This window comes from Sporosarcina sp. P34, from assembly GCF_002743375.1.
Classification (GTDB): Bacteria; Bacillota; Bacilli; order Bacillales_A; family Planococcaceae; genus Sporosarcina.
In genome coordinates this window covers 130,844-154,101 of sequence record NZ_PDZC01000007.1, presented here as the reverse complement: position 1 = coordinate 154,101, position 23,258 = coordinate 130,844, and the positions used below count along the sequence as shown (strand labels likewise).

Below are 23,258 nucleotides of genomic sequence, written 5' to 3'. Positions count from 1 at the left end.
GCATAAAGGAGCCTGTATAATGAAACCAGTTTTATTAGAAATTAAAAACCGTATCGCTTATGTGACAATTAATCGGCCGGAATCTTTGAATTGCTTTAATTATCCAGCCTTAAAAGAACTACAAGAAATCGTAGAGACCCTCCATATTGCTCCTGATGTCAGAGTGGTAATTTTCAAAGGGGCAGGGGAAAAGGCATTCAGTGCTGGAGCTGATCTGAAAGAGCGTAAAACTCTTAATGAATCGGAAGTACGCCGTAATGTAAAAGCTATTCGTGATGTGTTCAACAGTATTGCAGAATTACCACAACCTACAATCGCTGCAGTGAATGGCCATGCGCTAGGTGGCGGTTTTGAATTGATGCTAGCTTGTGATTTCTCGATCGCGGTGACACATGCTACGTTAGGTTTGACTGAAACTAGTTGGGCAATCATTCCGGGGGCGGGAGGCACACAACGTCTGCCCCGATTAGTTGGAGTGATGAAAGCAAAAGAACTGATATTTACTGCCAAACGCCTGACTGCAGCTGAAGCATTGGAGCTAGGTATTGTATTAAAAATAGTTGCATCAGATAATTTAATGGCATCTTGCGAAGAATTGGCAGAAGCTATTATGAAAAATGGTCCTGTTGCAATTAAACAAGCTAAATATGCAATTAATGAAGGATTAAATACTGATCTTCGTACAGGACTTGCAATCGAGACGAAAGCATACGAATTAGTCATCCCGACCAAAGATCGCGTTGAGGCTTTACAAGCATTCAATGAAAAGCGTGAACCGGAATTCCAAGGCACATAAGCTTGTCATCATTATTGGCCAAAGGTTATAATGGAGAGAAGGAACCGAATAATTTAATTGAAAGAGTGGTTTTTTCTATCTCTAATACAAAGTCTATGATATTTACGATTTTCGGTGATTATGTTCGCCACTATGGCAATAAAATTTGGATTGGTAGCCTGATCCAGTTAATGAAAGAATTTGGCCATAATGAACAAGCTGTACGCGTTGTTCTATCTCGAATGATGAAGCAAGGATGGTTTGAAACAGAGCGTGTAGGAAGAAAGAGTTACTATTACTTAACAAAACGTGGGGTATCTCGTATCGAGGAAGCTGCATCGCGTATTTTTAAATTAGAGCCTCATGAATGGGATGGTCAATGGCGTATGTTGATTTACAACATACCTGAAGATAAACGGCAACTCCGCGATGAATTGCGGAAAGAGCTTTTATGGAGTGGATTCGGTACCTTTACGAATGGTTGTTGGATTACGCCAAATGATTTGGCGAAAGAAGTACGCTTATTAATAGCAAAATATGAGATTGAAGATCATGCAGACTTATTTCTTTCCGAGAACAGAGGACCAAGGTCAAACCAAGAATTGGTTGCCAAAAGCTGGCCTCTTGAAGAGATTGAGAAAAAGTATGAAGAGTTTATTTCGATATACAGTCATAAATTCGTCGTGTCTACAAGTGCAATGGAAAGTGGTTTGTTATCGGATGCCCAATGTTTTGTAGAACGCACCAATTTAGTGCACGAATATCGAAAGTTTTTGTTTGTTGATCCTGGTTTGCCAAAAGAACTTCTTCCAGAGATGTGGAGCGGAACACACTCAGCTCATTTATTTGCACAATATTATAAGTTACTTGCGGAACCCGCTAATCGATTTTTCGAACATATATTTGAAAAAGATAATGATATAAGTAGAAAAGACGCTACTTACGATGCTGAAGACAACCCGATGATCATAAAATGATAGAAAAAAGCCATGAGCATTTTATTTTATGCTCACGGCTTTTCTTAATTATAACCTATCAAGCATTCAATTCGTTCTGTAAAATAAGGTTGAAGTCTTTTCCTTTCTCAACGTACGTATCTATAGACAGCTGAATCAGTTCAAGATCTTGGTCATTTAATTGTCTAACGACTTTTCCGGGAGATCCAATCACTAAAGAGCGCGGTGGGATAACTTTTCCGGAAGGGATTAAAGTGTTTGCGCCTATAATGCACTCTTCTCCGATGTCTGCATGGTCAAGAATGGTTGAACCCATACCGATAATAGAACGTTTTCGGATTCTACAGCCATGTAATACTACATTATGACCAACAGTTACTTCGTCTTCAATTTCAACAGGTGCATTTTCATATAGGTGAATGGTGGAATTATCCTGTATACTGCACCGCTTGCCAATTACGATAGCCCCCTCGTCCGCGCGTAATACAGCGTTGAACCATATCGTAGATTCTTCTCCAACTGTTACGTCGCCTATCAGATGAGCACCAGGGGCAATGAAAGCGGATTCATTAATCAAAGGACTTTTGTTATTATAAGGTATAATCATGAATTTACTCCTCCTATCGATGTAAATATATGATAAAGTATAACATAAAAGGGAGTGCATTGTATGAATAGGTTATGTAAGGAACTGTCTATACGATATCCAGTCATTCAGGGTGGGATGGGAAACATCAGTAGCGTAAATTTGGCGGCAGCTATTTCCGAAGCTGGGGGTTTAGGCACAATAGGTTGTGGAACGTCTGAATTAGACGAGGTAGAGCAAAAAATTGTCGATTTAAAATCTATGACTTCACGTCCTTTTGCTGTAAATATTGCTATCAATGTTGCACCTCAAGTCGAAGAATTACTAGCATTAGTTGTTAAGCACCGAGTACCGGTTGTATCGTTATCGGCTGGCAATCCGTCACCGTACATTCAAAACTTACATGCTAATGAAATAAAAGTTATGGCTATCGTAGCTTCTGTAAAGCATGCAGTAAAAGCGGAAGCGGCCGGAGCGGATATTATAGTGGCGGAAGGGTTTGAAGCTGCTGGTATCAACTCGCCTCTTGAATTAACTACGATGACATTGATTCCGCAAATTACTAAAAGTATTCAAATTCCTGTCGTAGCAGCAGGTGGAATCGGGGACGGAAAAGGTTTAGCTGCAGCACTTGCTCTAGGAGCTGAAGGTGTGCAGATGGGCACTCGCTTTATAGCCACTCAGGAAATGCAAGCGCACGAACTCTATAAGCAACGTCTACTAGATGCATCTGATATAGAAACGAGAATCATTGGTCGTGAAGTTGGTCGTGTGAGAAGAGTACTAACTAACGATTATGTAATGAACCTAGAAAAGCGTGTAAAAGAGGGAATGAAGCTAGAAGAGTTTAATGAAGCGACTACCGAGGTACAGCATGTGTTAGGTGCCATAAAGGGAGATATGCAGAACGGCTATATCAATAGTGGTCAGGTCGCTGGATTAATAGAAGATATTCCAACGGTCCAAGAACTATTGGAACGTATGATGATAGAAGCGAAGGAAGCGTGTAAACGCACAGCAAATTTACTGTGAACCAATAAATAACAGATATAAAGCACTTGCTTATAATTGTTGAAAAGCAAGAGCTAGTATATCTGTTGGTTATTAAAAGATAGCGAGACAAAATATCGTAGTTTTTATTTTCACTTACCCGATTTGCGAAGAAGGTATGGTTGTTCGATTGATCACTCCATGAAATAGAAAATAGAATCTCCAGGGAAAATCCTATAAAAACAATAATAAAAGGCTACCGCTCGGCAAAATGTTACTCGTGCCGAGTGATGCCTTTTTATTATTGTCAAATTCATGATAATAGTTCTCTTACTCTTCATCCCGACAATAATCACGAATCAATCGGGATGCTTTCGACTGGCTGATCTGGAGGTCTGATGCTACACCCCTCGTAGAACCAAACTTCTGATAGGATCTTCTGACCATGGTAGCTGTTACATTATCCAATGCCTGGTCGAGCGAATTGGAATAGGCGAGTTCAGGTATCTCTTTTACTTTTTCCAAGATTACTTCGGGTAAATCTTCTAAAGTGATGACTGCATCACTTGTAATTACAAGTCGCTCTATCAAGTTTTCTAACTGTCGCACATTGCCTGGCCACGAATAATGATAGAGTACATTCAAACAATCTTCGGAAATTATTTTAGTAGAGTTGTACTTGTTGTTAAAATTATTCAGAAAGCTATAAGTTAAAGGGATAATATCTTCTTTGCGTTCATCCAACCGTGGTAGTTCGATGTCAATGACATTGAGTCGGTAGAATAGATCTTCGCGGAAAGTCTTATTTTCTACCATTTTCGGTAAGTCTTGATTTGTTGCGGCGATAATACGGATATCCACTGTCTTGCTGACGTTGCTGCCAATCGGAATAAACTTTTTGTCTTGTATGACTTGAAGAACTTTTGCCTGAAGGGGCAAAGCCAACTCGCCGATTTCATCCAAAAAAATTGTGCCGTTATCTGCTGCCTCAAACAAACCAATTTTACCGTCTTTTTTAGCACCAGTAAATGATCCTGCCGTGTAACCAAATAGCTCCGATTCTAACAGATCTCCGGGAATAGCTGCACAATTTACATTAAGGAAAGGACCATCCTTTCTTTTACTCAATTTATGCAATTGATATGCGATGACCCCTTTTCCAGTTCCCGATTGACCATGGATTAAAATAGTAGAATCTGTAGGTGCCACCTTTTCACAAAAGCGCAGTATTTTTCGCATTTTTGCGTTGTTCGTAATAATCGTACTTGCAAAAACTTCATCTGCCGAGTTTGTAAGGTTAGGTTCTTCCTTTTTGACGAGCCGTTTAAAATCTTGTATTTCGGTTGCTGTGCACACAATGTATTCAATCTCATTGTTCGAGTTCAATATAGGGAAAGCCCTAGTCAGCAATTCAGCACCAATATGAGTTTGTTGGCGTACTGAAACGGGAGTTTTCTTTTCCAGTACGAGTGGAACTACGGAAGGCGTCCAGTATCCATCGTTAAAAAAGTCATCATTATACTTACCGACAACATCATCTTTTGTCATTCCATAATGCTTTTCACAATTTCGATTTACATAGACGATCCTTATCTCTTTGTCCAATACATAGATTTCATCTGATGAATAATCCAGAATTTTAAGCAAGGATTCTAAAGATAGACTCATTTTCTCCTGTTCGTTCTCATAGGACATATTGTTACACCTTCCTACTAATTATTTTGAGTTAATTTTGAGAATATTTATATTTTACTGAGTCTCCATTGACTCAATTGTGAATCAATTGTAACAGCGTTTTATAAAAAAGACGAGAACAATCGTATTCCCATGCAAATCTCAAAAGTTGGCATGATACTTGCAATAGTATTTAGTAACGCGGCAAGGATAAGGGAATACCCTGATCGCCCCGTAACTATATCTTTAATATAAATGATAATGAGGAGGCACAATATGAACAGATCAGCCGAAGTTAGTGACATAACAATTATTGGAGGTGGACCAGTCGGCCTATTTACTGCATTTTATGCAGGACTTCGACAAATGTCTGTAAAAATTATTGAAAGCTTACCCCAACTAGGCGGTCAACTTTCTGCATTGTATCCTGAAAAATATATTTATGACATTGCAGGGTTTCCTAAAGTCAGAGCTCAGGAGCTAGTAGATAATCTAGTTGAACAAATGAATCAATTTGAGACTACTATCTGCTTAGGTGAGACGGTAATGGAAGTCTTAAAAGAACATGACGGTGTTTTCAAGTTGACTACAAATAGTGGAGTACATTATTCACGAACAATTATTATCACTGCCGGAAACGGTGCTTTTCAAGCAAGGAAGATGGAAATCGAAAGTGAAGAGAAATTCCAAAATCAAAACATTCATTACTTCGTTCAGAACATGAATCAGTTCCAAGGCAAGAAAGTGGCTTTGTTTGGTGGCGGGGATTCTGCAGTAGATTGGGCATTGATGCTTGAGCCGATTGCTGAAAAGGCTTCCATTATTCACCGGAGAGATAAGTTTCGTGCACATGAACACAGTGTAGAATTATTGAAACAATCCAAAGTGAACTGCTTGACGCCATATGTTCCAGTTGAATTGGTGGGAGACGAGAAAGTTGAAAAGGTCATCATCAAGCATTCGAAAACAGGTGAGTTGGAAGAGCTTGAAGTCGATGACGTATTGATCAATTACGGTTTTGTCTCATCGCTCGGTCCTATCAAAGACTGGAGTCTTGAAATAGATAAAAATTCCGTAGTGGTTAATTCAAAAATGGAAACAAATATTGAAGGAATATACGCGGTGGGCGATATTTGTACTTATGAAGGAAAAGTTAAGCTGATTGCATCTGGTTTTGGAGAAGCACCTGTTGCGGTGAGTAGCGCAAAAGTATATATAGATCCGACTGCAAAAATGCAACCGCTACACAGTACGAGCGTTATGGGTGAAGCGGAAGAAGTGCCAAAGAAAGCGAAGGTTGGAGTCAACTGATTAATTTTTAGATAGGAGGCTAGGAAATGGCGCAATATACAATGGTGGAGCGAAGTACATGTATTGCTTGCGGGGCATGTAATCCTGTTGCTCCCGAACTATTTGACTACACAGCCGATGGATTTGCTTTTGCTTTATTGGATGACAATGAAGGAGTTACGGAAGTTCCGGAAGATCTGATTGAGGATTTGGAAGACGCATTTGAAGGTTGTCCAACCAACTCTATCAAAATGGCAGATACTCCGTTCTCTTGTCAGAAAATTAAAGCTAGTTGATAAAATAATTGATAAAATGAAAAATATAACTCTGAAGGAGAATGAAAAATGGCTTATAATAAAGTACAGAACGCAACGAATAGAACTTTTGAAAGAACGATGCCTTACAACCTATTTACGGATCCAGAGGTATTGAAAAGAGAAAGAGAATTGATTTTCGCAAAGAGTTGGCAATTAGTCGGCCATGTTAGCCAAGTTGAGAAAAAAGGTGCATTTTTTACTGCTGAGGTTGGCGATGACCCACTTATCATTATTCGTGGAACAGATGAAGTTCTACGCGCGTTTTATAATGTTTGTCCTCACAGAGCGACGAAGCTGGAGAAAAGTGATTCGGGCAAAAAGAAAATTCTACAATGCTCGTATCATGGCTGGACATTCAAAACGGATGGCGCTTTAAACAAAGCACCGAACTTCCGTAGTGAAGAAGATGCTGCTTGCGTTCAAGATGCGTGCTTGCGTTCCGTGAGAATGGAAGTAATCGAATCTTTAATTTTTGTTAACTTGGATGACAACGCAAAGCCATTGGCTGAATCATATGGCGATTTCTTCGATCGTCTAGGTAAATTTGAATTCTTGAAGAATCTACAGTTTACTCACAGGAAGTCCCGTCATATTAAAGCGAATTGGAAAGCATTTATTGAAAATTATCTCGAGTGTGATCATTGTCACGTAGCACACCCAAGTTTTATTGACACATTGGACATGGATGATTATCAAATCATTACGTGTGAGAACTATTCAATACAAGGTTCTATGGTGAAGCCTGATAAGAAATACGGCGAAGTAAATCTAGATGAAGCAGAAATGCAAGGCGGGTCATTCTTCTGGTTATGGCCGAACTTGATGCTGACAATTTATCCGGGACCTGCAAATATGGCAACTATTCAGTTAGTCCCGATTGACGAAGAAAATACTGAAATCGTGTATACGTACTACTTTAGCGAAGACAGCTTGGATAAGTTGACTCAAGAAGAGAAAGACTTGATGACGTTCGCGGAGCAAGTTCGCTTTGAAGATATCGAATTGGTTGAATTAGAGCAACTCGGCTTCAAATCACGTGCATTCGAGAAAGGTCGCTACTCACAATCTGAACAAGCAATTGTACAATTCCACGAAATGGTTCTGGAGGCGCTCAATGAATAAATTACTAGACAGAACAACAAATAAACAATTAATGATTAATGGGGAATATGTAGAAGCACCAAGCTACGCTCCATTATATTCTCCATACTCCAATGAAAAAATTGCTGACATTGCTATGGCGGATCAAGCATTGACGGAACAAGCAATTGAAGCTGCGTATAATGCTAGAAAAATTATTGGCAACATGCCAGCATTTCAACGTGCTGAAATATTAGAAAACGTTGCAAGCATACTAGCTGAGAGAACAGAAGAAGCAGCGACAGTTATTTCAAGTGAATCTGCGAAGCCCATCATGTTTGCAAGAGCTGAAGTTTTACGAACAATTGAGACATATAAATTCGCTGCAGAAGAAGCGAAACGCATTCACGGAGAAACGATTCCATTTGATGCTGCTTCAGGTGGTGTAGGACGTATCGGTTATACATTGCGTGAACCGATTGGCGTAATCGCAGCCATTACGCCATTTAACTTCCCAATGAATTTAGTGGCGCATAAAGTTGGCCCGGCAATTGCTGCAGGGAACCCGATCGTTTTGAAACCGGCTTCCCAAACACCTTTATCTGCTTTATTCATTGCGGAAGTATTTAAAGACGCTGGTCTTCCACCGGGCGTGCTAAATGTCATCACGGGACCGGGCGGTGTGATCGGCGACGTTCTTGTCTTAGATGAACGTGTTAAAATGGTTACGTTTACTGGAAGTCCAAGTGTCGGAATCGGAATCAGCAATAAAGCTGGATTGAAGAAGACAACATTGGAATTAGGATCCAACTCTGCGTTGATTATAGATAAGGACATCGATATTGACTCTATTATCGATCGCTGTATTATGGGAGCCTTCTCGAATCAAGGTCAAGTGTGTATTTCAACACAACGAATTTACGTTCACGAAGATCTTTACGAAGAATTCACAACTAAATTTGCTGCTGCTGCTAAACAATTGAAGTTAGGTGATCCGCTTGCGGAAGATACGTATATCTCATCGTTGATTTCAAAGAAAGAATTGGAGCGCACACTTAGCTGGATTGAAGAAACAAAGAATTATGATGCAGAAATTCTTGCAGGTGGCCATGCGCAAAACGGTGTCCTGGAACCTACAATCATTGCAAATGCAGATCATGCGCTAAAAGTTTCTTGCCAGGAAGTGTTTGCACCAATTGTCGTGGTGAATAAAGTGGATTCCGTGCAAACAGCTGTTGAGTTAGTCAATGACTCTCGTTTCGGTTTACAAGCGGGAATCTATACAAATAATGTGCAGCATGCTCTGTATGTTTCGAAAAACTTGGAAGTCGGCGGCGTGATTATTAATGACGTACCTACTTACCGTGTAGATCAAATGCCATACGGCGGTGTAAAAGAGAGCGGAACAGGACGCGAAGGCTTGAAATATGCCATTGAAGAAATGACAGAAATGAAACTCGTAGTCTGGAATCAAGGATGAAAGTGGTGGATTCGAAATTGAAAACGTATAAAATTGCAGTTATTGCAGGAGATGGTATCGGTCCCGAAGTTATTGACGAAGGGATTAAGGTATTAAAGAAAACTGCCGAACTAGACGGCGGCTTCGCATTTGATTTCACCTATTTCCCTTGGGGCTGTGAATATTACACGCAACAAGGACGGATGATGGCGGAAGATGGGATTGAGCAGCTAAAGGAATTCGATGCCATCTATTTAGGGGCAGTTGGTTTCCCAGGTGTTCCTGATCACATTTCCTTGTGGGATCTCTTGTTGATTATCCGTAAGAGTTTCGATCAATATGTCAATATTCGTCCTGTGACGTTGCTGGCAGGGGCACATACTCCACTGCAGAATATCGAACGCAAAGATATTGATATGCTGTTCATTCGTGAAAATACAGAAGGTGAATATTCGGGAGCTGGAGATTGGCTGTTTAAAGGTCAGGAGCATGAAGTGGTTCTGCAGAACGGTGTATTCTCCCGCAAAGGTACAGAAAGAATTATTCGCTATGCTTTTGAAACTGCTAAAAAACAAGGCCGTAGCCTGACAAGTATCAGTAAAGCGAATGCATTAAACTATTCGATGGTCTTCTGGGATCAAGTATTCGAAGAAGTAAGTGCAGAATACCCGGAAGTCAAAACTGCATCTTATTTAGTGGATGCTGCTGCGATGCTAATGATCACAGATCCAAAACGTTTTGAAGTAGTAGTTACTTCGAATTTGTTTGGTGATATTTTAACCGATGTCGGCGCAGCAATTGCAGGCGGAATCGGCCTGGCTGCAGGTGCAAACATTAATCCGGAGGGTACATTCCCTTCCATGTTTGAACCTGTACATGGGTCGGCTCCCGATATTGCAGGCAAAGGAATCGGTAATCCTTTAGCTACCATCTGGTCTGCGAGTCAAATGCTCGATCACTTCGGTTACGAACAATACGGTAAAATGGTTGTAGATGCTATCGAGCAATTATTGGTGGACGATGAAGTGCTCACGCCTGATATGAAGGGCAGCGCTTCTACTTCTGAAGTGGGAGATCGGATTGTAGATATCATAGGGAATTTGCAGTCAGTTAAAGCTTAAATTCGATTTAATCGGTGTTATGCAAATAACACCGATTAAAATTTAACAAATGCCCGCTCGTTTGGCTGTGTGTGGGGATACTCGACACATCCACACAAGTGGGTCTTTGAAATAGGAGCGGTAATATGAGAGATAAAAAAACAGTGTTTTATTCTTCATTGGCTGTTAGCTTAGTTTTAATAAGTATCGGTATTTTTGCGCCGAAGCAGCTAGAAAACTTCTCAAATTCCTCACTTAGTTTCATCTATAATAATCTAGGTTGGTTCATTTTGGGAAGCGTTTTCATTTTCTTCGTTTTTTGTATTTATATCGGGATGTCCAAATTCGGTCATATCCGGTTGGGAGATGATGATGATCGGCCGGAATATAAGACGGCCACTTGGATCGGTATGCTATTTAGTGCCTCTATAGGAATCAGCCTGGTCTTCTGGGGAGTTGCAGAACCGGTTTCCTACTACATAGACCCTCCGTTTGGAACGGGTTATTCGGAAGAATCTGCAAAAACGGCAATGCAATTCGTTTTCCTGCATTGGGGTGTTTCGGCATGGGCCTGCTATGCGTTGGTCGGTGTATCATTAGCGTTTTTCCAGTACCGGAAAAAACTACCCGCTTCTTTAAGTTCCGTCTTTTATCCGTTGGTCGGCGATAAAATTCGAGGAACTTTCGGCAAAACTATCGACGTCATCGTCATCCTATCCATCGTCATTGGGATTGCGACTTCGCTCGGCTTCGGAACATTACAAGTCAATAGCGGCATGAATTATCTCTGGGACGTGCCGATCGGTATTTCCACACAAGCGATCATCATCATAGTCGTTAGCATTATTTACGTGGCTTCGACAGTTTCCGGTCTTCAAGGGGCGATGAAGCATCTATCCAACTTGAATATGTTACTGGCGTTCGTTTTATTAGGGTTGGTGCTTCTCTTTGGTCCGACACAGATGATTATGAAAATCTTCTTCCAAGGAATAGGTGATTATGCGCAGAACTTCATCAGCATGTCATTCCGTACGGATCCATATGGGGATGGTTCGTGGATTTCAAGTTGGACGTTGTTCTATTTCGGCTGGTGGATCGCATGGGCTCCGTTGGTCGGCAGCTTTGTAGGCAGGATTTCAAAAGGCAGAACGATAAAGGAATTTATGTTCGGTGCGATTTTCATCCCAGTATTGGGATCTTTCATTTGGTTTTCGGCCATGGGTGGCTCAGCGATTACGTTCATCCAGAATGCAGGCGCGACTGCACTTGCAACCGCGGTGGAATCAGATGTTACTTCAGCACTGTTTAAGTTTTTTGAATACTTGCCAATGACAGTATTTTTGAGTATTTTAGCCATGGTGCTAGTCATTGTTTTCTTTATCACTTCCGCAAACTCAGCAGTATTTGTACTTGGTATGATCAGTGAAAGTGGGAATCCGAATCCATCACATCTGACGAAGATCGTATGGGGAGTGATCATCGCAGCTATCTCTATCGTGTTGATCATGACAGGTGGCTTAGCAGGGCTGCAATCTGCACTCGTTGCCACAGCCATTCCAATCGCAGTCATGATGCTCTTCATGTGCTACTCAACATTTATTGGGTTAAAAGAAGAGGCTGCAATCATTTCTGGGGAAAAAGCGAAGGAGAAGGCGGAACCTTCTGAACCGGGGAAACCGGAACTTTCTAAACCAGTAAAGTCCGGTCTTTCTAAACCGATAAAGCCGGTAGAGACGAAGAAAGAACCAGCACTTTTGGCAGACGTGGAAGGGACACGGGAAGAGGAAATGGTAGTCACGAGTAAATAATTTCTATAAAAAGCAATGGGTGAGCCATAAATGTTGTAAGCAGTAACATCGATTGATAAAGTAAGAGATTAAATGAAAAGGGCTGTTCCGGGTATTCAATACAAGGAACAGCCCTACTTCTGTTGCTTGGGAATCAAGGATAGTTATCGGACATAGCAGCGGTTATTACTGCATTGTCTCTGGTCTTCATCATATTATCAATGATGGCTTCGTTTATAAAATGGGTGTGTCAGTATGTAAAAAGATGGAATCCATATTTATGAAGGGGTACCTTATGACGAACTGGAAGAACAGATGGTGGAGATCACAATTGAAAAAGGAACAAGGAATAAAAAAGACGACTACTGTCATTGAGAAAGAAAACTTGATTTAGATGTGCGGTTTTCAGTTTTAAGAATGTAAAAGGCAACTTCCCTTTCAGAGGAAGCTGCCTATTTTTCATGCGTAAATATGAAATATATATTCTTGTCCGTTCTTGACAGGATCTTGTGCAAATTTGTAACCGTGAGCAATTGCTTCTTCGGGTACGTTGCGGAAAGAGCCGGGGCAATCGGTGATGACTTGCAGCAACTCGCCTTTATTCAACCCTTCGAGTGTTTCTAATGTGTAAATAACAGGGTAGGGACAAGACTCACCGCGAAGGTCGAGTGTGAAGTCCGCTTCTAATTTAGCTTGCATGTACCTTCATTCCTCTCTTAATTGCTAATTTCTGATGGTAGCGTTTTTCTCCATATACTGTTAATGCATATAGCCCGCCAAGCATGAGGAGTGTGATGGAAATGGCTCCAATGGGTCCGAGTGTTTCAAGTAGATTGATTTTCGCGCCATTCTTAACTAATACATTATAAACACCGAGGTGATCCCATGCGTAGGCAAGGAACGTAGCACCGATAATATTGCCCAAAAATACCGGCAAAAATAATAATTGACCTTCCATCAAGCGATACATCATACCTGTTTCACAGCCTGATGCCATAACAATACCAAGTCCGAATAATGCGCCGCCGACAAACGTGCTAAGTGCCGCAATTTGTGTGATCGGTGTTACATCATAAATAGAAATGACAATGATCATCAAAATAGAACTGACGGACATTCCGAGAATAATCGCTTTTGCCATGACACTGCGTCCAACGAGAAATAAATCACGGAATGCAGAAGTAAAACAAATTTGTCCGCGTTCGATTAGAATACCAAATGCGAGACCAAACAGTGCGCCTAAACCAAGCAATTTTTGTCCTGACGCGAAGAAGTATATAATGAGTCCAATGTAAAGTGCAGCGATGACTCCACCAACGTACGGTTGGATCATACGGTTTTTTAGTTGTGTCGGCTTTGCATTCCCCCGAGTCAACGAAGGCTTGCCTTTCCACCAGCGTGTTTTAGTCAGTTTAGCACCGAAGAATGTACCTATACCTGTCGCCACAATGAAGATCCAAGAATGGAAAGAAAATTGCGGAACGCCTGTGAAGAAAGCAGCCAAGTTACAACCGAGTGCCAAACGAGCACCAAATCCTGCGATGATTCCACCAATTAACCCCTGAACATAGCGTCGCTTTTGCTGTGGAAGACGGATCTTGAAGCTATTACTGAGCAACACCATAATGAGCGCGCCTACAAACATCCCCCAGACAATCCAGCCATCCGGTCTATTCCATGTTGCTCCTTGTAGATGTACCATATCAAAGTATTGCCAGTCTGAGATATCTACTCCGAACCACAATAAAATATCGCCACCAAGCCGAGTAAATTCACCGGTAACTGCCCAAACAGTTGATGTTAAACCGAAATATAGTGCACTCAGAATACCCGCCATCAATAAGACGAGATAGGGATTCCAATAGCGTTGAAAAATAGATTGTATGCTTGATTTCATATGATAGCCCCTTAAAAAGTTCTTTTTCTAGTGTAAACCTAAATGACGAGAAATCAAGTGCAATATAAATAAAGTTCATTCAAAAAATAGGCATACTAGACATCGAGTATTCGATTAAAATTCATGATGTGTAGAATATGTACTTCGCTTTAAAGTAAATAGAAATAAAGGTTATTAACAGATTAATTTGATATATATGTTAAGTTGACAATTTTAAAACAAGGTTATAGTCTGTAACGTAGGTTCTTTTGAGGTAGGGCATAACAAGAAATTGAATGTGTCTGGAATGATGAAATCTACTATAGTACGTGAACTTTTTTCTTTATTACGTTCCGATACTTGAACTAACAATCACTAGATTATGACAGGTAAAGAGGGCTTTAGAAATAGAATGGAGTGGAAGTATAATAGAAGAGTATTGGCAGTTCATACGTAGAAAGATTGATTGGCCGGTGTTTGTATGTAGTGGAGGGGTATTGTTGGCGTTTGTGTTGTTTTCACTTTTTGAAGTGGAAGCGGTAAATGCATTTGTAAATAAGGGATTTGAATTATCTATTCGCTATTTCGGGGCGTATTGGCAATTCTTAATGATTGCGACATTTGTAGTCGGAGCAGTTTTAGCCATATCAAAGTACGGAAAAGTACGTTTAGGAGATTCCCCAAAACCTGAAATGAGTTATTTTAAGTGGGTGGCCGTTATTTTGACTACCGGACTTGGAGCAGGTGGAGTTTTTTGGGCAGCAGCAGAGCCTATGTATTACTTTTTGGACGTTCCTCCGATGCATAAAGGAATCACAGAAGGAACAGAAGAAGCAATTGGACCTGCGCTTGCCCAAAGTTATATGTCATGGGGGTTTACTGCATGGTCAGTGTATGGAGCGATCAGTGCGATCATCCTCATTTATGCGCATAAACATAAAGGAATGCCTTTGAAACCACGCACTCTTCTTTACCCTATTTTGAAAGAAAAAATCCTGACAAGTAAATGGGGCACAGCAGCAGATGTGTTTTGTATAATCGGGGCAGCAGCGGGAACAATTGGTCCGATCGGCTTTCTAGGTTTACAAGTCAGCTATGGACTCAGTTCTATTTTCGGAATCACCGATCAATTTACTATACAGCTCGCAGTCATCGCTATTTTGACTGGAGTTGTTCTGATATCTACACTTACGGGCATCAATAGAGGGATACAATTTTTAAGTAAGCTGAATGTCAATATGGTAGCTGTGATTGCTGTATTTCTATTGTTGTTCGGGCCGGGATTATTCATCGTCAATTCTTTCCTGACCTCTTATGGAACATACGTCAGTGAATTTATTACTATCAGTACGTTTCGCGGAGACAATGCGTGGCTTGGTTCATGGATGTTATTTTTCTTCGGTTGGTTTATCGGATTTGGACCGTTAGTGGCGTTATTCGTAGCCAGGATCTCTAATGGAAGGAAGATCAGAGAGATATTTGTTGTAGTAGCCATTATTGCACCAGTTGTAGCCAATCTTTGGTTCACAATCCTCGGAGGTAGCGGTATATTCTATGAGCTGAAAAATGCGGGGTCCGTGAGTGAACCGTTAACTGAAGGCGGCTTGCCTAGTGCAATTATTGCAATAGCAGAGCAGATGCCGCTTGGAACTATCATGCCATCCGTTTTCTTGATACTGACCACTTTGTTTGTGGTAACTACGGTGGATTCCATGTCTTACTCGATATCCATGGCCGTAACAGGTGTGGGCAATCCACCAAAATCAGTTCGTGTATTTTGGGTTATGATCATGGCGACAATTGCTACGATACTTATAAAGATTGGCGGGGGTGGAATTGGGGCCTTACAATCCTTTGTAGTCATCGCAGCTGTCCCAGTATCCATTCTATTACTTCCTGTTATCTGGTATGCTCCCAAGGTAGCCAAAGAGCTAGCGGTCGAGCAAGGAATAGTCAAAAAGTAAATACTATATGTACTAAACTGGATTTCGATGAATGAATAAATGAGCCCCTCATTTCTTGCTTGCCGTTCACGGACAAGCAGGCAATGAGGGGCATTGCTATTTTATTGGAAATCATTCATTGATAATTATAAGTAATTCCTCTATATTCTTCCTTCTCTCAGCTTTAGGAATATGTGCAGGATAACCAATCATCAATGTCCCAACAATTTTTTCATCAGGTGCTACATCGATTGCGTTTTTAAATACTGGATCATGCGTCCAATCATTGGTACGCCAGATCATACCAATACCGCGTTCCCATGCGGCGAGCTGGAAGTTTTGAATCATTGCGGAAATTGCAGCATAGTCTTCATCCCAGCGTTTTTTACGGGAGTCTTCCGGCATGATGGCAACTAAGTGAAGGGGAATGTCGCGGAAATATGCTGCTTTGTTCTTAGCTTTATCTGGTAAGGCACCGTCTTGTTCTTGTGAAGCCAGAAACGCTTCCACGAATTTTTCCTTGCCAGCGTCTGTGTATAACTGAAAACGCCAAGGTTGAGTCAATTTATGGTTAGGTGCCCACTTCGCAACATTCAATAATTCAATCACTTCATCTATATCAACCGGATCTTTTTTAAACTTCTTAATAGAGCGTCTGCTCATAATTGATTTTTCTACATCGTTTTTTCCTTCGTAGCCCATAATGTAAAACTCCTTTACTTAAATAGAATCACTCTAAATGAAAACTATTATCAACTACTATCGTATCATAAAAAAAACCGAAAGAGCAAAGAATGCTCTTTCGGGGTACTGATCGTCTTATTTCAAGTAATAAATAGGGGAGCCAGGTCCAAGATCAATTCCTAGCAACATCCAAATAATTAACGTGGCGCTCCAGAATAGTAAGAAGAACATGGAATAAGGGAACATAACGGAAACGAGCGTTCCAATCCCCATTTTCTTATCGTACTTCTGCGCAAACGCAATAATGATCGCAAAATAGGTCATGAGTGGTGAAATGATATTGGTTGAAGAATCTGCCACACGATATGCCATTTGCGTCAGTTCTGGAGAATAGCCGAGCTGCATCATAATCGGTACGAAGACTGGTGCCATCATGGCCCATTTTGCAGATGCACTACCGATGAACAAGTTGATGAACGCCGCAATTAGGATGAACATCAGTAACAATGGAATTCCCGTTAAATTAATGCTGTCAAGGAAGTTTGCGCCGTAAACACCTAACACTAAGCCCATGTTTGACTCCGAGAAAAAGGCAACAAACTGACTTGCCGTGAATGACAAGACGATAAACATTCCCATTGCAGACATCGTCGTGGACATCATAGCGGCTACGTCTTTGTCATTACGAATCAGTTTCGTTACTCTACCGTAGACAAGACCCGGCACAAAGAACAGGAATGCAATAATCGGCACGAGCGATTTCATGAATGGTGATTTGATGATTGGCATATCCGCTTCATCCCCACGCAATGGAGCACCCGGGAATACGACAAGAAGGGCAACCAATGCTCCTGCAACAACGACAGAAACACCTGCTAAAATCAACCCTTTCTTTTCAAGACGAGTCAGCTTTTCAACTTTCTCACGGAATTCACCGTTATATTCGCCAAGACGTGGTTCTACGATTTTTTCTGTGACCCACGCACCAACGATAGTCAGAACGATAACAGAAAATGCGATGAAGTAGTAGTTCATGGCAATATTCATACCTTCTGCGTATTCGGGATTAATGATTGCTGCTGACATGATCGTCAATTCGCCAAGTAATGCATCGGTACCAGAAAGTAACAAGTTTGCACTGAATCCACCGGAAACCCCGGCAAAGGCAGCTGCTAGACCCGCAAGAGGGTGTCTACCAAGTGCTGCGAACAATACCGCACCTAGTGGCGGTAAGACAACATAGCCTGCGTCAGACGCTACACTCGACATAACGCCTGCAAACACTAATCCAAGCGTGATCATTCGTTTTGGAACAGACATTACAAAGCCGCGAAGTAAAGCACTGATTAACCCTGAACCTTCCGCAACACCAATACCAAGCATCGTGATGAGTACGACACCAAGCGGAGCGAAACCGATAAAGTTATCGGTCATATTCGTAATGATGTAATGAATACCTTCACTACTCAGTAAATTATTTACTTCAATCATTTCGCCTTCTTTACCCGGATGTTCAGCACTTACGCCGAAGTAAGAGACAACTGCTGAGATGACGATTACCAATAAAGCCAAAACAGCAAATAATGTAACCGGATGCGGCAATCGGTTACCAGTTTTCTCGATCATATCCAAAAACTTCTGGAAAAATCCTTTTTTCTGTTGATCCATGATAATTTCCTCCCACTTAAAAAAACACTATTCAATCTATCACGAAAAGGTATAAATTTTTTAGACAGTATCAAGTATATAGAAGAACTCTGTTGAGTGAAATGCTTTATTAAAATAATTAAATTGGAAGATAGTTGCGACTCTTGCGAGGAGGTTGAATAGTCTAAAACAAAAAGAAGCCTACCGAATAATAGGCAGGCAGGGGCTGATTAATTATTATAAATTTACATAGAATACATTTCACGTTGATTAAAATCCTTCGCAAGCAAGTAAAATAACTGCGAAATTGCCTCTCTCATAGACTGTGAGAACAATTTATTTTGGTCGCCTTTCCTTGAATCCACGCTTAAAAACCTCTTGTACATTATTGATTGTGACATATGCATCTTCGTCTACTTTTTCTAAAATACGTCGCAATTGAACAATTTCCGTCTGGTTAATAATAATATATAAAATTGCTTGTCTCTCGAGCGTATAGCCGCCGCGTCCATCGAGAATCGTGACACCTCTGCCCAATGTAGTGAGCAATTCTTGGCGAATGTCTTCTTGATGTTTCGAAATAATCATCACGGCTTTACGATCATCTGCACCGTCGACGATTTTATCGATCACTTTTGCACCCACGTAGACAGCAACGAGTGTGAACATTGCTTTTTCTTTACCGATAACAAAAGCCGACAATAAAATGACGGAAATATCAATGACTAGCATCGCTTTCCCAACGCTCCATCCGAGCCACTGCTGAAGCATCCGTGCCACTGTTGTCGCACCTCCGGAAGTACCGCCAACACGAAAGATCATTCCGAGACCACCACCAACAAATAAACCGGCAAACAACGCAGCCAGTAATGTGTCACTGCCTAACTGTTCTCCCCAATTCTTCGTAAGCTCAAGGAAAACGGACGAGAATATGATGGTGATGACCGTATAGATTATCGTCCGTTTACTGAAGAATTTGTACCCGATTGCAACGAGTGCTAAGTTGATTATGAAACTGACGAGTCCAGGAGACCATTCGAATAAATAGTATGTAATGATAGTAATCCCGATAACGCCGCCTTCAGATAGCATATTCGGAATCGCAAAATAGTTAATTCCAAGTGCAAATATAAAGGATCCCAAGAGTAAAGCGGCGTAATCTACTAGTTTTCGTTGCATGCAATCCTCTCTTTCCGAAAAAAGCGACATACTATAGTATGTCGCTTCAAATGACTTCTTTATAGTTTTTAGTCCACGTCAATGAAAATTCCTTTAATAACCGGTATATCTTCATCATTTTTCCCTACATACGTACCGTAAACGGAAACTTCAAAGCCTTCCAAAATATCCATACGTTCTCCAAGTCGAATATCATTCACATATACGATTTCATCCGAGGATTCATCAGCGTTGCTTTGCACAGTTAATGTTCCTTCGTTAACAGCCGTCACAGTTCCAAGAAACTTTACTTTGGAATTGACAGGTACTTGGTCATCAGCAAACGCAACGTATTTATGCTCTATTGTATCTGCTTTTAGCCCTTTTTCTACTTCGTCGCCTGTTTGTTCTCTCGGTACTGTCTCTTCAACTGGTTCTGTTGATTCAATCGGATCTTTTGGTTCATCATTGCTACAAGCTGCTAGTACAGCAGTAGTTATCATTATTGCGAATAGCTTTTTCAAGTAAATCGCCTCCATTAGTAATCATAAGGAACTTTTGTAAAAAAGAAAACCTTTGTCTTCGATTGTAGTCAGAAAAAAGATAGCGGGAATAGATTATATCAAAATGGTAAATACAATGGAAAGGATGGGAGAGTGAACAAGCTATTCACGAAATCTTCCTTGGCGTTGGTGATTTTAGTAGGGATTTGGGGTGTCAGTTGGCCAATTTACAAACTATCGATTGTGTATGCACCACCACTAGTATTCTCGGGAATGCGTGCATTGCTTGGTGGTTGTTTGATTGCACTGTTAATTATAAAACTACGTGACAGGTTGCAATGGCGTCAACATTGGCGGAAGTATTGTATATCGGCTCTTTTCAATACCGTCCTATTTTTCGGATTACATACAATTGGACTGCACTATTTGCCGGGCGGGTTATTCTCTGTACTTGTATATTTCCAGCCGGTTCTTCTTGGTCTATTTGCCTGGATGTGGTTGGGTGAAAGTATGACGGCAATTAAAGTAACTGGTCTGTTGATTGGATTCATCGGAATAGTTGTAGTTAGTGTTGAACATTTCAGTACCCAGATTTCCTTGCTGGGCGTGATACTAGGTGTATTGACCGCTTTCTTTTGGGCAATTGGAGTTGCCTATGTGAAGAAAGTAAGTGAGGAAATTGATGCGTACTGGATGGTAGCGATGCAATTTACTATAGGGGGTGTCGTGCTGCTAATAGTCAGTTCCGCTACAGAGAGCTGGTCTACAATAGAGTGGCATCCTATGTATATTTTCGGACTCGTATTCGGTGCAACGATGGGGATCCCGGTTGCGTACATCATTTATTATTCACTCATTCGTGCGGGAGAGGCAAGTAAGGTGGCTGTTTTTACCTTTTTAGTTCCCGTAATTTCTGTGTTTATCAGTACAGTATTTGTCAGAGAGCCAATGACGCATACGTTGTGGGTAGGCTTGTTGCTTGTCGTTGTCAGTATCTGCTTCGTCAATTATCGCAAGAAGGTTCCTGTTACACTGATGGATATACGTAATAAAGGATAATGGATAGGCATGATACTAGTTTCATTCTTTCGATATATAACTATAATAAATGGCTTTCTTACTGTACTCGTGCCGTTTAATTCCAAAACTGTACATTAGTTTTTGGGTTGCTATAATACGTGTACGATTACTTATTTTATTAGGAGTAGAAACTTATGAATATAAAATTAATGTGGCGTCAATTCTATCAATCGGAAGCAGCCAGAATGGTATTTATTGCAATCGTGACAGCCCTTACCGGTGAATTGAAAGTGATGCCGTTTGACGGAGAAATATTTCGTTTTGCGCTTGGCGGTATTTTATTCTTTTTACTGATTCTGATCTATCCACCTGTTTCTATTTTGCGCACAGGATTTGTTACGGCAGTTACCGTAGTTGTATTTCGCGTAACAAAAGAGCTATGGCTGGGTGCTGCTTTACTTGAAAGTTTACAGATGCATGTACCGGTCTTTTTATTTTACTTTATTGTCGCGGTCGGCTGGCACTTTGTTGGACTTGAAGAGTATAAATCTTTCCCACTTCGACTTGGTGTGTTGGCTTTTTTATTTGAAGTAATTAGTAATTCGTCTGAGCATGCACTGCGTAACTGGTGGCTGCATGGTTCACTACTTAATAGTAAAGAATGGGGAATACTCGTAGGCGTCGCGTTATTACGTAGTTTCTTCACAGTGGGGTTATATAGTTCCGTGGCATTATCAAAAGAGAAGCAGCGTGTAGAGGAGATGCTCGGGGTAGGTTCGGAACTATATGCGGAAGCGTTGTATTTGCAAAAATCCATGAATCATATAGAACAAATTACCGCGTCAAGTCATGACTTATACCGCAAGCTCAAAAAAGAGAATCAACGGGAGCTTAGCAGCCAGGCGTTACACATCGCGCAGGAAATCCACGAAGTGAAAAAAGATTCCCAGCGTATTTTAGCAGGCTTGTCAAAGTGGACAACTCGGCAACAGATAGAGGCTTTTTACTTATCAGATTTACTCGACATGGTCGTCACTGCGAATGAAAAATATAGTGAAATGATTGGTAAGGAATGTGTAGTGGAAACTACAATTCACGAGGACTTCCAAACGGGTCAGCACGTACCTTTACTTGCCGTGTTAAACAATTTGACAGCGAATGCGGTAGAAGCGATTGAAGAGAAAGGCCATATATTCATTACAATCAACAGTAATGAGGAATCGGTGTATTTTAGTGTGCGCGATACAGGAAAAGGGATTCCTATTGAGCATGAAGACGTAATTTTTGAACCGGGCTATACAACGAAGTTTACGGATCAAGGAACGGCAGCAACAGGTATCGGGTTATCGCATGTTTCCACTATTATTGATGCGATGCAAGGTATGATTGCTGTAGAACGTCTGGATAAAGGTCTGATCGTAACCGTGAAAATCCCTCTGAAATCCATCATGAAGGAGATAGAGACATGAGATATTTTATCGTAGATGATGACAAAGCAAGCCGTGTGATGCTGAAAAACATCTTGACTGAGGCGGAAGGGATGGTAATTGGAGAGGCGGATAGCGGAGTAAAAGCTATTCCTCAAATCCTATCCTTGGCTCCCGACGTTGTATTGATTGATTTATTAATGCCTGAACTTGATGGAATTGAAACGATTCAGCAATTAAAAACAGAAGGCTACAGCGGCCAATTCATTATGTTGAGCCAAGTCGTCAATAAAGAAATGGTTGGAGAAGCTTATCAAGTCGGGGTAGAGTTCTTCATACATAAACCAATCAACCAAATAGAAGTCCAAAGTATAGTGCGACGTACAGCAGAACAGCTCCGCCTGAAAAACTCCTTACTCACGATTCGGGAATCATTGGCGCAATTCGCTTCCGTCGAGCAGCCAAAAGTACAGCAACCGGTAAAAGATATTGTACTGAAGAAGTTACACGACATGGGGATCTATAGTGACAGCGCGAGCCGCGACATCATAGCCATTATGGAAGTTTTGACTGAACAACGAGCTATTCAGCTACCGCCTTTAAAAGGATTATATGAAGATGCCTTAACTAAACTAGGTGTACCTGATCAAGACATCCAAAAGGAAAGTAAGGCAATGGAACAAAGAATTCGTCGGGCGATCCTTACTGCAATGGAACACTTAGCATCACTTGGCGCAGTGGATTATACAATCGATGAATTTGAATACTATGCACCGCGCTTTTTTGATTTCCAAGAGATTAGTGTACGAATGAAACAAATTCAAGAAGAAACTCTTGATAATAAGCCGATCAAAGTGAACAGTAAGAAATTTTTGCATGTTTTATATATGGAGACGGTAGATAAACGAAAATAGTTTTTGTAGAATGCTGTAGAATTTTGTAGGCCCCCCGTAAGATATGAATAAGTTACTGAAAGAAAGCGTTTT

Annotated in this window: 21 protein-coding genes; 13 read left to right on the top strand and 8 right to left on the bottom strand. The window is 40.9% G+C overall.

Annotation, left to right across the window (positions count from 1 at the left end):
- Nucleotides 1-19: 19 nt before the first annotated feature.
- Together CSV63_RS11720 and paaX are read left to right on the top strand one after the other, a co-directional pair.
- Nucleotides 20-796 carry an enoyl-CoA hydratase-related protein gene (locus tag CSV63_RS11720; RefSeq protein ID WP_099695963.1) on the top strand — a complete coding sequence of 259 codons (777 nt, stop codon included), beginning with the start codon at nt 20-22 and terminating at the stop codon, nt 794-796.
- A gap of 95 nt (nt 797-891) precedes the next feature.
- Nucleotides 892-1,752 carry a phenylacetic acid degradation operon negative regulatory protein PaaX gene (gene paaX / locus CSV63_RS11715; RefSeq protein ID WP_099632067.1) on the top strand — a complete coding sequence of 287 codons (861 nt, stop codon included), beginning with the start codon at nt 892-894 and terminating at the stop codon, nt 1,750-1,752.
- A gap of 58 nt (nt 1,753-1,810) precedes the next feature.
- Here paaX and CSV63_RS11710 read toward each other — a convergent pair whose 3' ends face one another.
- Nucleotides 1,811-2,338: a gamma carbonic anhydrase family protein gene (locus CSV63_RS11710; protein ID WP_099695962.1), complete on the bottom strand. Its 528-nt coding sequence runs from the start codon at nt 2,336-2,338 to the stop codon at nt 1,811-1,813.
- A gap of 63 nt (nt 2,339-2,401) precedes the next feature.
- On the opposite strand from CSV63_RS11710, the gene CSV63_RS11705 reads away from it, so the two are divergent.
- The gene (locus tag CSV63_RS11705; protein WP_099695961.1) at nt 2,402-3,349 is read left to right on the top strand and encodes an NAD(P)H-dependent flavin oxidoreductase; all 948 of its coding nucleotides are present in this window, start codon (nt 2,402-2,404) and stop codon (nt 3,347-3,349) included.
- A 288-nt stretch (nt 3,350-3,637) separates the two neighbouring features.
- Here the strand turns inward: CSV63_RS11705 and CSV63_RS11700 are convergent, their stop codons facing one another.
- Nucleotides 3,638-5,002, bottom strand: coding sequence for a sigma-54 interaction domain-containing protein (locus CSV63_RS11700; protein ID WP_099695960.1), 1,365 nt, complete (start codon nt 5,000-5,002; stop codon nt 3,638-3,640).
- A 255-nt stretch (nt 5,003-5,257) separates the two neighbouring features.
- Here CSV63_RS11700 and CSV63_RS11695 point away from each other — a divergent pair, with 255 nt between their 5' ends.
- The 6 genes from CSV63_RS11695 (at nt 5,258) to CSV63_RS11670 (ending at nt 12,035) form a co-directional block, all read left to right on the top strand.
- On the top strand, nt 5,258-6,292 hold the full coding sequence (locus CSV63_RS11695) for an NAD(P)/FAD-dependent oxidoreductase (RefSeq protein WP_099675979.1): 1,035 nt from the start codon (nt 5,258-5,260) through the stop codon (nt 6,290-6,292).
- A gap of 26 nt (nt 6,293-6,318) precedes the next feature.
- Nucleotides 6,319-6,567 carry a ferredoxin gene (locus tag CSV63_RS11690; protein WP_099632031.1) on the top strand — a complete coding sequence of 83 codons (249 nt, stop codon included), beginning with the start codon at nt 6,319-6,321 and terminating at the stop codon, nt 6,565-6,567.
- A 48-nt stretch (nt 6,568-6,615) separates the two neighbouring features.
- On the top strand, nt 6,616-7,710 hold the full coding sequence (locus tag CSV63_RS11685) for an aromatic ring-hydroxylating oxygenase subunit alpha (RefSeq protein ID WP_099695959.1): 1,095 nt from the start codon (nt 6,616-6,618) through the stop codon (nt 7,708-7,710).
- Nucleotides 7,703-9,148, top strand: a complete 1,446-nt coding sequence (locus CSV63_RS11680; protein WP_099695958.1) for an aldehyde dehydrogenase family protein — start codon at nt 7,703-7,705, stop codon at nt 9,146-9,148. The genes CSV63_RS11685 and CSV63_RS11680 overlap by 8 nt, the downstream gene beginning before the upstream one ends.
- A gap of 17 nt (nt 9,149-9,165) precedes the next feature.
- Nucleotides 9,166-10,248 (top strand): tartrate dehydrogenase, encoded by a 1,083-nt coding sequence (locus tag CSV63_RS11675; RefSeq protein WP_099636230.1) that lies wholly within the window; start codon nt 9,166-9,168, stop codon nt 10,246-10,248.
- 125 nt (nt 10,249-10,373) lie between these two features.
- Complete coding sequence (locus CSV63_RS11670) at nt 10,374-12,035, top strand: BCCT family transporter (RefSeq protein ID WP_099632028.1); 1,662 nt, start codon at nt 10,374-10,376, stop codon at nt 12,033-12,035.
- Nucleotides 12,036-12,473: 438 nt separating this feature from the next.
- Here CSV63_RS11670 and yedF read toward each other — a convergent pair whose 3' ends face one another.
- Both yedF and yedE read right to left on the bottom strand, forming a co-directional pair.
- Nucleotides 12,474-12,713 (bottom strand): sulfurtransferase-like selenium metabolism protein YedF, encoded by a 240-nt coding sequence (gene yedF, locus CSV63_RS11665; RefSeq protein WP_099673420.1) that lies wholly within the window; start codon nt 12,711-12,713, stop codon nt 12,474-12,476.
- The gene (gene yedE / locus CSV63_RS11660) at nt 12,703-13,911 is read right to left on the bottom strand and encodes a selenium metabolism membrane protein YedE/FdhT (protein WP_099695957.1); all 1,209 of its coding nucleotides are present in this window, start codon (nt 13,909-13,911) and stop codon (nt 12,703-12,705) included. Before yedE ends, yedF begins: the two co-directional genes overlap by 11 nt.
- A gap of 428 nt (nt 13,912-14,339) precedes the next feature.
- Between yedE and CSV63_RS11655 the strand changes: the two genes are divergently transcribed.
- Nucleotides 14,340-15,854: a BCCT family transporter gene (locus CSV63_RS11655; protein WP_233192066.1), complete on the top strand. Its 1,515-nt coding sequence runs from the start codon at nt 14,340-14,342 to the stop codon at nt 15,852-15,854.
- A gap of 111 nt (nt 15,855-15,965) precedes the next feature.
- Here the strand turns inward: CSV63_RS11655 and CSV63_RS11650 are convergent, their stop codons facing one another.
- The 4 genes from CSV63_RS11650 to CSV63_RS11635 form a co-directional block, all read right to left on the bottom strand.
- Complete coding sequence (locus tag CSV63_RS11650; RefSeq protein ID WP_099695955.1) at nt 15,966-16,535, bottom strand: nitroreductase family protein; 570 nt, start codon at nt 16,533-16,535, stop codon at nt 15,966-15,968.
- 117 nt (nt 16,536-16,652) lie between these two features.
- On the bottom strand, nt 16,653-18,185 hold the full coding sequence (locus CSV63_RS11645) for an AbgT family transporter (protein WP_099675986.1): 1,533 nt from the start codon (nt 18,183-18,185) through the stop codon (nt 16,653-16,655).
- Between the two features lie 315 nt (nt 18,186-18,500).
- A complete protein-coding gene (locus tag CSV63_RS11640) occupies nt 18,501-19,343 on the bottom strand; it encodes a YitT family protein (protein ID WP_099695954.1) in 843 nt (280 codons plus the stop codon).
- A gap of 68 nt (nt 19,344-19,411) precedes the next feature.
- Entirely contained in the window at nt 19,412-19,846 is a 435-nt protein-coding gene (locus tag CSV63_RS11635) for a hypothetical protein (protein ID WP_099695953.1), read from the bottom strand.
- 132 nt (nt 19,847-19,978) lie between these two features.
- On the opposite strand from CSV63_RS11635, the gene CSV63_RS11630 reads away from it, so the two are divergent.
- The 3 genes from CSV63_RS11630 (at nt 19,979) to CSV63_RS11620 (ending at nt 23,186) form a co-directional block, all read left to right on the top strand.
- Nucleotides 19,979-20,884, top strand: coding sequence for a DMT family transporter (locus tag CSV63_RS11630; RefSeq protein ID WP_099695952.1), 906 nt, complete (start codon nt 19,979-19,981; stop codon nt 20,882-20,884).
- Nucleotides 20,885-21,039: 155 nt separating this feature from the next.
- Nucleotides 21,040-22,314, top strand: coding sequence for a sensor histidine kinase (locus CSV63_RS11625; RefSeq protein ID WP_099695951.1), 1,275 nt, complete (start codon nt 21,040-21,042; stop codon nt 22,312-22,314).
- A complete protein-coding gene (locus tag CSV63_RS11620; protein ID WP_099695950.1) occupies nt 22,311-23,186 on the top strand; it encodes a response regulator in 876 nt (291 codons plus the stop codon). Before CSV63_RS11625 ends, CSV63_RS11620 begins: the two co-directional genes overlap by 4 nt.
- The last annotated feature ends 72 nt before the right edge of the window (nt 23,187-23,258 follow it).